This is a genomic window from Shewanella sp. Choline-02u-19, from assembly GCF_002836205.1.
GTDB lineage: Bacteria > Pseudomonadota > Gammaproteobacteria > Enterobacterales > Shewanellaceae > Shewanella.
Genome location: NZ_PJBE01000013.1, coordinates 959,919 through 974,442 on the forward strand (window position 1 = coordinate 959,919; position 14,524 = coordinate 974,442).

Genomic DNA, 14,524 nt, shown 5'->3' on the forward strand with positions numbered 1-14,524 from the left:
AAGCTCCTTCCTCGAACGAACAGGCCCCCGCGCTCGCTAACAATAGTGTTGATGTGCAGAGCAATACTTGGCAGATGCCAGACACGCTAGTCATCATTTTCTTTGTCGCACTGGGCGCGGCATTAATGACCTATTTCATCCCCGTTGGTTCGTTTGAAACACAAGAGGTTAGTTACGTCATTGATGGCGTTGAGAAGAGTCGTAGTGTTATCGACCCCAGCTCATTTTCTTATGAAAAAGATGCCAATGGTGAGCCTGTACTTAACCCTGTGAGCTTATTTGAAGGGGGAGGCGGCGCAGGTTTTTTTAATTTTGCATTTGAAGGTCTAGTCTCAGGTTCCAAGTGGGGTAGCGCGATTGGCGTCATCATGTTTATGTTAGTCATAGGCGGTGCTTTTGGCATTGTGATGGCAACAGGCACGATTGATAACGGCATACTAAAGTTGATCGACAAAACCCGCGGCAATGAAACCCTGTTCATTCCAGTAATATTCATCTTGTTTTCTTTAGGCGGCGCCGTTTTTGGAATGGGGGAGGAGGCGATAGCGTTCGCAATAATTATTTGCCCATTAATGATAAGGCTTGGCTATGACGGCATTACAACCGTGATGGTGACGTATGTGGCGACCCAAATAGGCTTTGCCAGTTCCTGGATGAACCCTTTTAGCGTTGCGATTGCACAAGGTATCGCGGACGTACCTGTGCTGTCGGGCTCAAGCATGCGAGTGGTGATGTGGCTCGGGTTCACATTAATGGGCTTGGTTTTCACTATGCGTTATGCCGCTAAAGTCAAAGCGAAACCGGCATTTTCTTACAGTTACAGCAGTGACCAATACTTTCGTGATAATGCGAGCGAGTCTAAGCTTGATAGCCGCTTTAACGTAGGCGATATATTGGTGCTATTCACAATTGTGGCGACGATTGCGTGGATAATCTGGGGCGTTATTGCCAATGCGTGGTTTATTCCTGAGATCGCCAGTCAGTTTTTTACGATGGGGATCATCGTAGGGATCATTGGCGTGGTGTTTAAACTCAACAACATGAGCGTTAATAAGGTTGCGGCTAGCTTTAAACAAGGCGCAGCGACAATGTTGGAACCCGCGGTGCTCGTTGGGTGCGCGTCAGGCATTTTACTGTTGTTAGGCGGCAGTAATGCAGCTAATCCAAGTGTCTTGAACACTATTTTGAGTGTGTCAGGTGAGTTTATCGGTCATTTGCCCAGTGTGATGTCGGCGTGGTTTATGTTGGTGTTTCAATCTGTGTTTAACTTTTTTGTGACTTCAGGTTCTGGCCAAGCTGCTCTGACGATGCCATTGATGGCACCTTTAGCTGATATTGTTGGAGTTACGCGGCAAGTGGCGGTGCTAGCATTTCAATTGGGGGATGGCTTTACCAATGTATTGGTGCCAACGTCAGCATCCTTGATGGCAACATTAGGTGTGTGCCGAGTTGATTGGGGACAGTGGCTTAAATTTATTTGGCGTTTCATGGTCGCACTGTTTTGTGTATCGAGTGTGATTGTTATCGCAGCTCACTACTTAGGGTTTAGTTAAATCCAGATAAAGCGTCAGCGCAAGTAACGCAGAAATGTCCATAAATGCATTGAATGCAGTGTGTATGTTTAAACTGGTATAAAAAATGGCATCCGAGGATGCCATTTTTATGTCTAAATAAGCGTTAAATCATAACGCTTAATTTCTACATTATTTAGAACGTGATTTCACCTTCAACAAACCATTCACGTCCACGCGCGTTGTAAACGCTACGTGGGTAATGTGGCCATGAAGTGTTTGTTGGGTCAAAGTTAGGACCAGCATCAAACATATTAATTAGACCGGTAGATACTTTAATGTTGTCAGTAAAGTTATAACCAGCAGTTAAGTTCCACTTAGTTAGAGAAGCAACTTCATAATCGCTCTCTTCTCCGTCACCTGATTCAGCAAAAGACTTATAAGCGGTACCATGCATACGTGCTGTGTGATAAGCGCCTAAAGTCGTTTCAAAGTCTTCTAGGAAGTAACCCAGTACTAGGTTCGCACGGTACTGAGGTAAACCACCATTGTAGATATCATCATCAATGTCAGCAGTCGGATCTAATTGCCCTTCTGAAACCAGAATATATGTACCATTGAAATTTAGCTTGAACTCACCAATCGCTTCAAGATCCCAGCCGTAACCTGCGGTAACATCAAGACCGCGTACTTTCTGGTATGCAAGATTTTGTGCAACTGAGTTGATGTGTGTGATAGTGCCATCCGCATCACGAGTGATCATATCTTCATATAAATCATACTCACGTGCAGCTTTTGAAGCACTGATGTCACTCACCATGTCATCAAGTTTCCACTCCCATAAGTCAACAGAAGCGTTTAGCGAATCGCCGCCCCATACTGCACCAATGTTAGCTGTGTAACCTGTTTCTGCTTCTAGGTCTTTGTTTGCACCAGTTGTACTATCGATATGCAGTTCATTACAAACCTCATTGATAGTAGGGTTCGAGCTTGTCTCACCAGGTGTTCCACCCATAGCAGCACACTGCTTGAAGTCGATAACTTGAGTGAAGCCTTGAGTTGGGTCACCGTATACACGATGCATATCAGGAGCTCGGAATACGCTGCTGATAGAACCACGAACAAGTAATTCATCAAGTGGACGATATTCAACAGTAACTTGTGGAGATAAGTTGCCGCCAACATCGCTGTAATCATCGTAACGTAGAGCAACGTCAATGGTTAGCTGCTCTAACACAGGAATGCTCATTTCTGCATAAGTAGCCCAGAAATTACGCTCACCTTTACCTGATGAACCACCCGTAGTTAAGATATTTCCTTTCTTAGATTCTGAATCAGAATCTGTTTGGTAATCTTGTTCTGTATATTCAGCACCAAATGCGAACATAACATCACCTGCAGGCAATTCAAACGCCAGCCCTGTAATGTTTGCTTGGATGTTCTTTTGTGTTGATTGAGCATTTTCAAATGGCGTATAAGAAGCTGCATCTACATCTGCATTAGACATGTTCTTTAGCAGTGAATTACCTTGTTCACCATTTTCACCGTCTTTTGTAATGTAATCGAACATGCCAGCAATGGTTGCATACCCACTGCGGAATACATCAACGTTTGTGCGGCCATAGTTCACTGAAGCATCCCAGCTATACTCGTCAGCAATTAGACCTTCAAGACCACCGCTAAAGAAATAGTTACGAGTATTCGTTTCGCCAGTACGGTTGCCAAACTCATGTAAACGACGAACGTAGTAGTAATCGCCATCGGTAGCATTAGCAAAATCACCTCCTAGAGCAGTTGATTTACCGTCTGTGAATGTTTTGCTTAACCCACCTGCACCAGAAACTGTTACATCATTACCTGCAACTTTAATGTCGTAGTCATTGATAGCCATTGGCTCAATGTTTGTGGATGATTTAGCTTGAGATACATCTAGACGACCTAAGAAAGTGATATCTTCGGCTAACTCATAGTTGAAGTTAGTTGTGCTGATGAATCGATAGCTTTCAGGCTCAAGATCACGTTGCTTTGAACGGTCATAGCCACAAATGCTACGCGCTGAATCCCAGAAGAAACCGCCAGCAGTACATTCTTCGGCTGATAGCTGACGCGCGCCTTCTGCACCTTTACTTGAACCTGCAATGCGTGCTCCATACGAGCTATATTGCGAGAATGCACTGTGAGGTACTTTATCGGTATTTAGACCAAAGTTTTCACGGTCAGTTGCTCTTAGTACTTCATTGTTGGTGTATTCAATAAAGGTTGACACATTTCCTTTATCTGAAGATGAACCGATAGAGAATGCGATTCTATCGTTCATTCCGCCACCATTAGTGGTATCACCATGGCGATACTTAAGCGCGGCACCGTCAAAATCTTTTTTCAGGATGATGTTGATTACACCACCAACAGCATCAGCACCATAAATGGCAGAACCACCAGATTGTAGTACTTCAATTCTTGCTACAGCTTCCATTGGAAGGTTCGCGGTATCAACGAAGTTATCCGTTCCGCCAGCAGGTTTTGGGTACTGGTTAAGGCGTTTGCCATCGATAAGCGTTAGTGTGCGGTTAGCACCAGCATTACGAAGACTGATAGAAGATGCTGCAGGAGTAAAACCGTGAACTGATTGGGTTGTCATTGCACCCGTTGTAGATGTCAGGCTTTGTAGTGCGTCTTGAATACTTGTAAAGCCTTGCTTTGCCATGTCATCAGCACTTAGCACTGTAACGGGTGTCGCAGTTTCCATATCAGTACGCTTGATACGAGAACCGGTAACTTGGATACGTTCAACATTTTCTGCACTTTCAGCTTCGGCCGCAAGAACAACTGGCGAGCTAAGCGCTGCTGCTGCACCACTTACTAACGCAAAGCGAACTGCTTTGGCCAATCTTGAATTAACTTGCATATCATTACTCCCTGGAAACTTATAATAATTATTTGTTTTATTTTAATTAGAAATATCTTTTTAAGGTGTTTCAAATGTAAATAAAAATATATTTCTCAGCGGAATAGAACCATAATTAATTAACCGTGGCAACAATCTAGTTACAGGTGTTTTTCTTTGTTATTAGCGTCTTTGATATTATATTATTATCAACTCGGCATCATTTTATTTACATATGATAGCGTAAGGTAATAGTCGTCAAGTTGTTTGGCGGATTATCAATCGGCAAAGGGCTTTAATGTAGCCGGATTGTTGTATTTATGTTGGCTTTTATACTGGTCGGAGGAGGTGGTAATTAACGATTGGGTAACATGAAAGGTTTGAAATATTTTTTTAATAATTAATAAATAACGAAAAGCGTGACTTGAGTCACGCTTGATTTGCAGTGTTAAAGCCTGCTTTGTTACGTTGCTGTGATGTTTATAGGGGATGTCTCGGCTTTATTTAAAAAACTATAGTCACATATTCGATGTGACTATAGCTTTTTCTTTTGCTGCACTAAGCTGCATTCCCCTTGAATATATTTGACTTGTAGTGACTTAAATACCTTATAGCTACGTAAGTCACAATGATGGTTGCCACTATTAATTCAAATTTAGCTGTTAATAATAAGTTAATAGAAATGCTATTTTCACCGTAAGTCGTAATTATCCATGTCACAGTTTTGAATAAAGCCGTTGCACCAATAACCAGAGGGAATGTGAATGCAGCGTAACCTGGGCTGAAAGGCAACTTTAATAGGTTAAAGAAGGCAAGGTAAATAATACTGGTCATCAATAATGCTAGAGTCAGTAATACGCCAACGATAATGATTGATGGATGCTCTGATATAGTGAGGTAACCTGCTAAAGACAGACTTGCTGGTGCGGCCATAATGGCAATTGTTGGCTTTGCTGCGTCAGGTATAGGCTCACAGAAAATAAGTCTGTAAAGCATAATGGGCAACATGATGAGGTAACTTAGCATGCCAAAGTTAAGAATTGCGTTGGCAATCCAATGGTTTTGAACCTGGAGTAGTTCACCATGTGGAAAAGAGACTGCAGCGACAATGATTCCTACTGAGGGGACAAACCAACTTGGCACCATATGGCTAAGTTTAAAGTCGACCGCTCTATTATAGATAAACATAGAAAGGAAGATGAGATGAATCACTATCGCTGTAAACCATAATATTAAAGCAAAGCCATGGCTATACCGTCCGATAGCAGCAGAAACCACCATAAGTCCCATGGCAAAGGTTGGGACTACGCTACCAATGACAGGATGAGATAATTCTGCGATGAGTACTTTTGGGTGCAGGGTAAACTTGGCTACTAGCATCAGTAAAAGAACTGCAGCGATCGCTGACCCAATAAGCTGTGCAATACCATCAAGGCTAGGCAACATGCTTTCCCAAGCCCAACCGAGGCTCGCTATTGCTAATGCAAGCCCTGCCATTGGGCTCGGTAAGCGGGACACTCTGTGCCTTAGCTTGTTATTTGTTACCGTCATTATTCGTCTCCAAAATCCAATATCTTTGGACGTATTTTAGAATACCCCTCTAATAATTAATATTGAACTTAACTTAATGTCATAATCAATAAAATTGAACTAATCTTAAAAAGACAAACACTAAGGCTTTAGTTTACAACGCAGCAAAGTGTGTCCTAGGCCGATATTATCAATATCCTCATCGACAAAAAGTCCGGCCTGGCTGATGAGTTTTAGTAAGGTCTTACTGTGGTACATACGACTATTACCGTTAGCAATAGCAGTAAAATAGAGAGAGGTTGCATTAACACAAAATGCGCCAGCTTCGAAGGGTTGGCGATCCCAGAAAGTCTCTAAAATACACAGCTCACTGTCTCTATGCATAACAGATGCTGCCCGTTGCAAAATACTGAGAATTTCAGTTTCGGAAAAGCAATCTAAAAACTGGCTCATCCAATACAGGTCGCCATGTTCACAAAATGGCTTAGCTTCATCGAGCAGATCAGTTGCATAGCCTTTTACGCGCTCAGCAACACCAGCACGGTGAGCATTCTCCATTGCCACTTTTAGTTGGCCTGGCAGATCCATGATGGTGATTTTTACTTGGCTATTGAAACCTGTACACGCTAATGCCCATTTACCGGTGTTGCCACCGACATCGACGATATGCTTTGGTTCTGCTTTAAAAATCAGAGGTAATAGAGATTCAAATGCGTGATCTGAGTAGTAATGATCAAACTCAAACCAACTCTTTTTTATTTCGTCGGGCAACAGACTCAAACCGGGATAGATAGTTTGCCATTCGCCCAGCGAGGCTAACCCTTTAGGTTTACCCTCTAGAAGAGAAGCTTCCAACTCAAAAAGACCTTGATAGCACACATCATGGGTAAAGTTTAAGTTGGTTTTCGCCATATCGTCATGCAGTAGAAAGTGACCAATCTTATCGAGCACATATGCCTCATCGTTGAGGTATAACAGACCCATGCTTAGTCCCATATCAACTAACACACCAACGGCATACTCAGACAATTCGGACTGCCTTGCTAAAGCGTTTACGCTACAGCCTTTTACACCACAATCAGAAATAAGCTGTAATACGTTAAATTTTAGTAGGCATCGTGCCACCTGAAAGCTGATTGGAGCGAAAGCAATTTTTTGCGCTTCAAACTTGGCGTCAAAAGCACTGATTGAAAGAGGGGAACGATAAAAAGGCATAAGTTAAACCTGGCAAGGCTTCTACAGAATTAGTGGAGAGGTATCTTACATGTTACAGTCTGAACATTGTTTGAACTGGATCTTGCTTCAGGCTGTTTAGGGCTAGTTTAATAGGGCTAATCACTGGATTAGCCATTTTAGAACCGTGTGTTTATTAGTTTAAAGGAAGCAATCATGCTTGTACCTTTGACCTACGTAGGTCGACAAGCCAGTCGAAGTGATGGCCAGTCAAGGCGCATTGAGATATTGGAGGCAACATTAAGGTTAATCGTCGCTGAGGGCGTTCGTGGTGTGCGTCATAGGGCTGTAGCAGCAGAAGCAGGGGTTCCTTTAGCATCAACCACCTATTACTTTAAAGACATTAAAGACTTGATTAGTGATGCCCTCACTTTTTTTGCTGAAAAAACCTTGTGGATGAACAAGGCACTAGAAGAGCAATGTTATGAGTTACTCAATAACATGGCTCAAGTGAGTCAAAACTTGTCTAAAGAGGCATTACAGGCATTGATCGTTGAAGGTTTAGCTGAATTTGTATGTGGGCATATAAGAGAGCAGCTAACGCATCCTGATGATCGTATTTTGGAGAATGCTTTTCATGAAGAAGCATTACGTAATCCACAACTTGCTACGTCGATTACCTTACTTGATGAAACGTTACTGCAAAGCATAAAAACATTTTTTAGTGCTTTGGGCTCTAAAACTGCTTACGAGGATGCACATCAAATTTTGGCTATTATTCGGTTACTTGAATATCAATTTTTACTCAGAAAAAGGGTAGATGAAGTGGTACTGAAAAGTGTGGTAGAAACTACGGTTAGTCATATCATTAGCGCAATAAAACCCCCACTCTAGTGCGTTAATATTGAAAATAAAAGCTTTCTGGTATTTTTCCATTTCTGTTTTATAAGTCTGATTTTAGTGATCGTATACCCCTCTCTATCAATTCTATAGGGCGTCGTGAGAGGGAACATTGATCAGGTTTGAGTTGGTTGATAATATCAACAGATTGGGAAGCGGACATAAAAAATCCGAGACCTGAAAATAGGACTCGGATTTTGCAATATTTAGAAATTCAGTTAACTGCTTGAAAAATATAAATGATCGGCATTAACTCGATGAATGTCTTTTTATATCTCTGTTTAGCTAAACAAACTTAGAAAGCTTGAGTGAATGATACCCAGTAAGAACGACCAATAAGGTCATAAGTATTGTGATCATAATCACCACTAGCATCAAATCTTGGGTCTTCGTCGGTTAAGTTATTAACACCAGCCGACACACTGTTGTTCCAAGGCATATTGTATGTGTAGCTCACCGTATGGTACACAATAGAATCAATTTGATAGCTGCTGCCATCTTCGTTGTCATCTGTCGTTGATTGATGATCAATATAGTCTGCTTGATAGAATAAACTATGATCACCGACTAAGTAGTTAGCGGTAAAGTTGACGCGATCATCGGGGTAGTCTTGAGTACCGCTCCAGTTACGAGAGATAGTTTGTACGCCACCTTCAGGGCTTGAATCGGTATACTTAACATAATGCGACCAAGCAAGATCGAGTTTAAAATCACCCATTTCAGTTTCAAAGGTAGACGCAAACTTAGTATCAACACCTTGACGCTCACTAAGACCAATATTTTGTAAAACATTACTGATTGCCGTTAGCTTACCAGCACCATTCTGGCTCACTGATGTACCAGGGTAGATAGCACTGACATCTGATCGCGGTTGACCAGCATCATCAGCAGCTTTCCATAATTCAGCTTGAGTACGGGTGATCTCACTATTATTCAAAGAACTAATCAAACCATCAGTTTCTAGTGACCAGTAATCCACTGACATATTGAAGTTATCAGTGATATCCCACACCACACCGACGTTATAGCTTTCTGACTCTTCAGGGCCTAAGTTTTCATTGCGCTCAATTGAAACAGGAACATTGTCTTCAATATCACAACCATCAATGCCTAAGCCATCTTCATAGCACTTAAGATAGTTAGTTACATCATTATAGCCAACACTGGTCGATTGATTCAGATCTTCCAGCGTCGGTGCTCTAAAGCCAGTTCCCCATGAAGCACGAAGTAACAACGGCTCTAATACGTTATAGCGGACAGATACTTGTGGGTTAAACGTACCACCAAAATCAGAGTAATCATCATAACGAGCAGCAAGGTTTAGCTCTAAATTGTCGAGAATAGGGAAAGCCATTTCCATAAATATAGCTTTAACATCACGCTCACCACTGCCACCAGCACCGCCGCTACCACCGGCGATTAATCCTGCTTCATCAAGCGCATCAACTTGTGAGTCGAGCTTTTCTTCACGATACGATGCGCCAACATACAAACCTGTAGCGCCGCCAGAGAGTTCGAACAGTTCGAAACTTAGGCCGCCATCAACTTCTAATGCGCTACTTGTTAGGCGAGCATCTGAGTTGGCTGTTGCGCCACCTGGCATCTCTGAGTTTGGATCGCGTGGATCCCAACCTTCAAATGAGTTACTAGTATCATCCCAAGCACCGACAAGATCGGTTGTTGCACCAATCAATTGATAACCCGTTCCCCACTTAAATACATCATACTTGTTGTATGACACGGACGCGTTCCAATCGAAACTGTCTGTTGTGCCATCAAGACCCACTAAGAAATCATAGATATTATCGGTACTTTCACGAACACGATTACCCGCAGTATCAAAACGGTATAACATTGCACCGCCTTCAGGTACTGCACGAAGATCTAGCCCTTCAGCCGTTGTATACGCAGGCATTGCTTGTGGGAAGCTAACATAACCAGGAATAGGAGCAGACACGTCTGTTGTGGTATTTGACGCCCAATAGGCACGCGCTGTTAGCTCAATATCATCACTGATGTTGTATGAGTAATTTAGCAGCGTTGAAGTACGCTCTTGATCAACATCGTTATACGCAGCCTTAGTATAATCGTAGGCGCAAGAGGTTTCACCTGCATATTTACTATCTGTTAGTGGGCCTGTGAAGTTATCACCATACACATCTGCACAGTTTAAATCTGTATTAGTAAATGGAGTTTGGTATTCCCAGCCGCCATTAGGCCCCATGTCAATTGTACGGCCTGTTTGGCTTAGGCCAATCCAGCTTCTGTAGTCGCTTGGATCTTCTCCATCTTTTACATGAGCAGCTGTATATGGGCGATCAGCAAAGGTAATACCTGTTTTCTTGAAATGCTCAATAGTGAACATCAAGTTGCCTTTCTCTGAGCTCAGACCACCGGTAAATGATGCTGAGTGATTATCACCACCACCGTCGGCAGAAGGTTCTTCTGCGCGAAGCTTAACTTCGACACCTTCAAAATCTTTTTTCAAGATGATGTTGATCACACCTGCGATAGCATCAGTACCATAAATCGCAGAGGCACCATCAGATAAAATCTCAATACGTTCAACGGCTGCAGTTGGAATGGTATTGATGTTAGTGGCACCGCCACCTAAGACTGGAGACTTAGCCATACGCTTGCCATCAAGCAAAGTAAGAGTGTGGCTAGCAGATGCACCTTTAAGCTGAATTGTCGCTTGAGATGACCAACTGTTGTTTGATGTGCCGCCGTATGAACCAAATGAGTTCAGCGTTGATGCTCTAAGTGCATCACCTACAGTAGAGAAACCCGCAACGGCCATATCTTCAGCGGTAATGGTTGTTATAGGGCTTGCGCCTTCCATATCAACACGCTTTAGGCGTGAACCAGTAACTTCAATGCGTTCTACAGTATCATCACTTTCTGCAGCATAAACAGGTGTAGACAGGGCTACAACACCACCACATACCAAGCTAACTAGCTTAGCCACTTTATTAAATTTCATACTTCCATCTCCAATAATATATTTTTTATAAGTCCAATGTTCAGTCAACTTTGATGGTAAAGACCAAAAAAACACAACTAAAGAACATGGCTGCAACATTAGTAGCACATATTGTATTTTGCATGCAATATATTGTATTCCTTTGTATTTGTTTTTATGCGTAAAAATGGAGTGATTATGCAATGGCTATTTGTTGATGAAATATAAGCGTTTGATAAAATGCATTGTTAAAAACAATCAGTAGCCGCCGTCCAGTAAAGTGAATGGCAGTTATTCAGGGGGAATGGGAAAGGCTGTTTATTTGATGTTGTCTAGATTGAATGTAACTAGAAATGCAGTCTGAATAAAAAGTATTAAGATATGTCGGAATGGAATATACGAGATTTTCGAGGGTTAAAGTTTAACAAATGTAATAATAAAAAGGATCCAAGTACGCTAATGCCGATAGATTAAGCATATTCACTTTTCTCAAAGGGTTACGCCTGATTGTCGGAGGAAAGACCGAGTTCGTCGAGGTTCTAGGAGCCAGCTCCGAGCCATGTTTAAGAATGATTTAAGGTGTAAATAAGGGCAAACCGACTTACAGCCTCATAATATGAGCTAAAACTCAACGGATACGGTAGATAGTCCCTTTAGCGCGTTAACTGCCACTTCTAGCGGTTTTTTGTCATTAACTTAATGTGCTTGGAGCAACAAATCGTTCGTTTTCTCTATCGTCTATGTAGATTATAGTAACAACATTAAACGCCAATTTATCCTTATATATTAAATTGTTACGCTAGAGGTCAAGTTGTTAACTATAATCGTAATATCTATTTTTATCAGCGGGGTGGTTGGAGTCTGAATACTTTTGTTTTTTCGATTATAAGAGGGCGTCAGTTAGTTAGGTCTTAATTTGATGAGATTTGCGTTGTTGATAGCCTCAATAGCTTGAAAGCTGGAATAAAAAACCCGAGACCTAGAAATAGGACTCGGATTCTGAAGCATCTAGAAGAGCAGTAGGCTGAACGATAAATGATCAGCTCTGATGCTTGGGTTTTAGTCTATAGGCTTATTGTTTACTGAAGGTTTTCAGCATCACTAAATTCGCCTTGGAACAGAGCTGAAGAAAGGTAGCGCTCTGCAGCTGATGGTAATATAACCACAATATTCTTACCTTCAAATTCTGGTAATGCGGCAATGCGGTTAGCAGCAACTACAGCAGCTCCCGATGAGATCCCAACTAAAATCCCTTCTTCTTGCATAAGACGATGCGCCATCTCAATCGAATCTTCATTAGAAACCGCTTCAACACGATCAATAAGGTCAAGATCTAAGTTACCAGGAATGAATCCGGCGCCGATACCTTGAATTTTATGTGGTCCAGGTTGAATCGTTTGACCCGCGAGCGTTTGCGCGATGACCGGTGAATCAATCGGCTCAACCGCGACTGAGGTAATCGCTTTGCCTTGGGTGTTCTTTATATAGCGGCTAATACCGGTGATTGTGCCACCAGTACCTACGCCAGCGACAATGACATCAACTTCGCCGTCAGTATCATTCCAAATTTCAGGGCCGGTCGTTTTCTCGTGAATTTCGGGGTTTGCAGGGTTATTAAACTGCTGCAATAGCACGAATTTTTCAGGTGCCGACTGACGAATTTCTTCTGCTTTGTCGATGGCGCCCTTCATTCCCTTAGCGCCCTCAGTCAGCACAACATTTGCACCTAATGCTTTAAGCAATTTACGGCGTTCTAAACTCATGGTGTTAGGCATGGTTAATGTCAGCTTATAACCTCTTGCTGCTGCAACGTAAGCAAGCGCGATACCTGTGTTACCTGATGTGGGTTCGATAAGCTCTTTGTCTTGGGTCAATATGCCTTTTTTCTCTGCGTCCCAAATCATATTCGCGCCAATACGGCACTTAATGCTAAAACTTGGGTTGCGCGCTTCAATCTTGGCAAGAACATTACCATTGCTAACACGGTTTAAACGGACCAGTGGGGTGTTACCGATTGTGTATGAATTATCTTCAAAAATTTTGCTCATGGGCTGCTTGCTCCTTAATATGCATGGGTAAAGCATAATCGTCTTTCGCGGCAATAGAAGTGATTGTTTGTTCTTCGTTATGCTTTTTGGTTATTAAAGGTATTACTGTTATATGTATTCAATAGTATTTCTATTGGATTCAATTGTTAACCTAACGTTAACGCGGTGGTAGTATACGCTTTTGAGTAAACAATCCGCCCTAGTGACTGGAAAGTATAGATGAATAAATCACACACCGATAATGCGATAGATCCTAAATCATTAGTCACTCCTTATGCCTTTAAAATAGCCCCAAATGTACTTTACAAACCGTTAGCTAGCCCTTTAAAACGTATATTAGCAATTATTGTCGACGGTTTGCTTGTTGCTGCTTTGGCCGAAAATGCGGGTTGGGTCTTTGTATTAATGGTCGCTATCACTGTGGTGGTCCAAAAAAGAAGCCGCACTATGGGGAAGGCTGTAAAGTGGGCACTTTACGCTTTGATGTTGGTTGGAATGATATTTGCGCTGGTAAATTACCAAGAGGAAAACCGCGATAGCATACAACAGAGCGGAGAAGTCCAAACGATAAACCCTCAAGGAGGTTCTGGTTCTGAAACGTTGCAAACATTGACAGAATTAAGCAATTACTTGCCTGAGATAATTTTTGCTAGTCAGTGCCAAGACTATGAATGCGCTCAACAACGTTTAGTTTCTGTTAAAGATGCGTTATCACATTCCAACCTATCGGCAATTGAGCAAACCCGAATATTACAAGAACTTATCAATGATCTGCCTTTATCTGAGCAAGAAAATAATGCATTGAATGCTCAGTTAATAGAAACAGGCATCAAAGAATTGCCGATAAAGAGCAATGATGAGTCTATCGCCGCTGAAGCCTTCATCGGAGACAGCGTAACAGATGCACCAGCGAAGGTTGATCAAGACGATTGGCAGGCAGAGGCTGATGTTAGTGACTCAGATTCGAACAGCGCTGAAGACCCCAAATCAAGCCCATTAGCTTGGTTAATCGGTTCACTCAATGATCTGGGATTAGGCTTTGGTTGGGCTGCTTTTTACTTCACGGTGTTTACGGCTTGGTTTGATGGACAAACACTGGGTAAGAAGCTGTTGGGGATCAGTGTTATTCAGCTCGATGGTTCCAAAATTACCTTATGGGCGGCCTTTGGGCGATATGGCGGTTATGCCGCTGGTTTTACTACTGGCTTATTAGGTTTCATCCAAATATTTTGGGACGCTAACAGACAAGCGATACAAGATAAGATTTCTGCCACCGTTGTTATTGATTTAAGAAAGATCCCACTTGAACATCCAGAGGACAAAATAACGGTTAACACGCTAAATGCACCCACTCATACAAAAGTTGCAGCTAAGTAGTATTATGTATACCGTTTCAGGCAAGTAAACGTTAAGCTGAATACGAAAAGAGACAATATGTTTTGTATGATCAACTATTTAATGGAATTGGTATTACAGATGTAGTTTTCCCTTTCGATATGGAAACTTAATCATTAAA

At 42.1% G+C, this 14,524-nt stretch carries 8 protein-coding genes; 3 read left to right on the top strand and 5 right to left on the bottom strand.

The window, feature by feature from the left end; genetic code table 11:
• Window positions 1-74 precede the first annotated feature (74 nt).
• Window positions 75-1,553 (top strand): putative basic amino acid antiporter YfcC, encoded by a 1,479-nt coding sequence (gene yfcC / locus CXF83_RS10965; RefSeq protein ID WP_232775187.1) that lies wholly within the window; start codon window positions 75-77, stop codon window positions 1,551-1,553.
• Window positions 1,554-1,707: 154 nt separating this feature from the next.
• On the opposite strand, the gene CXF83_RS10970 is transcribed toward yfcC, so the two are convergent.
• The 3 genes from CXF83_RS10970 to CXF83_RS10980 all read right to left on the bottom strand — a co-directional run bounded on the left by CXF83_RS10970 (window position 1,708) and on the right by CXF83_RS10980 (window position 7,140).
• Window positions 1,708-4,416 (bottom strand): TonB-dependent receptor plug domain-containing protein, encoded by a 2,709-nt coding sequence (locus tag CXF83_RS10970; protein WP_101092138.1) that lies wholly within the window; start codon window positions 4,414-4,416, stop codon window positions 1,708-1,710.
• Between the two features lie 537 nt (window positions 4,417-4,953).
• The gene (locus CXF83_RS10975; protein ID WP_101092139.1) at window positions 4,954-5,946 is read right to left on the bottom strand and encodes a TDT family transporter; all 993 of its coding nucleotides are present in this window, start codon (window positions 5,944-5,946) and stop codon (window positions 4,954-4,956) included.
• Between the two features lie 120 nt (window positions 5,947-6,066).
• A complete protein-coding gene (locus CXF83_RS10980; protein ID WP_101092140.1) occupies window positions 6,067-7,140 on the bottom strand; it encodes a methyltransferase in 1,074 nt (357 codons plus the stop codon).
• Between the two features lie 174 nt (window positions 7,141-7,314).
• Here CXF83_RS10980 and CXF83_RS10985 point away from each other — a divergent pair, with 174 nt between their 5' ends.
• The gene (locus CXF83_RS10985; protein WP_101092141.1) at window positions 7,315-7,992 is read left to right on the top strand and encodes a TetR/AcrR family transcriptional regulator; all 678 of its coding nucleotides are present in this window, start codon (window positions 7,315-7,317) and stop codon (window positions 7,990-7,992) included.
• A gap of 301 nt (window positions 7,993-8,293) precedes the next feature.
• On the opposite strand, the gene CXF83_RS10990 is transcribed toward CXF83_RS10985, so the two are convergent.
• Window positions 8,294-10,981, bottom strand: a complete 2,688-nt coding sequence (locus CXF83_RS10990) for a TonB-dependent receptor domain-containing protein (RefSeq protein WP_101092174.1) — start codon at window positions 10,979-10,981, stop codon at window positions 8,294-8,296.
• Between the two features lie 1,058 nt (window positions 10,982-12,039).
• Window positions 12,040-13,008 carry a cysteine synthase A gene (cysK, locus tag CXF83_RS10995; protein ID WP_101092142.1) on the bottom strand — a complete coding sequence of 323 codons (969 nt, stop codon included), beginning with the start codon at window positions 13,006-13,008 and terminating at the stop codon, window positions 12,040-12,042.
• A gap of 219 nt (window positions 13,009-13,227) precedes the next feature.
• Between cysK and CXF83_RS11000 the strand changes: the two genes are divergently transcribed.
• Entirely contained in the window at window positions 13,228-14,385 is a 1,158-nt protein-coding gene (locus tag CXF83_RS11000) for an RDD family protein (protein WP_101092143.1), read from the top strand.
• The last annotated feature ends 139 nt before the right edge of the window (window positions 14,386-14,524 follow it).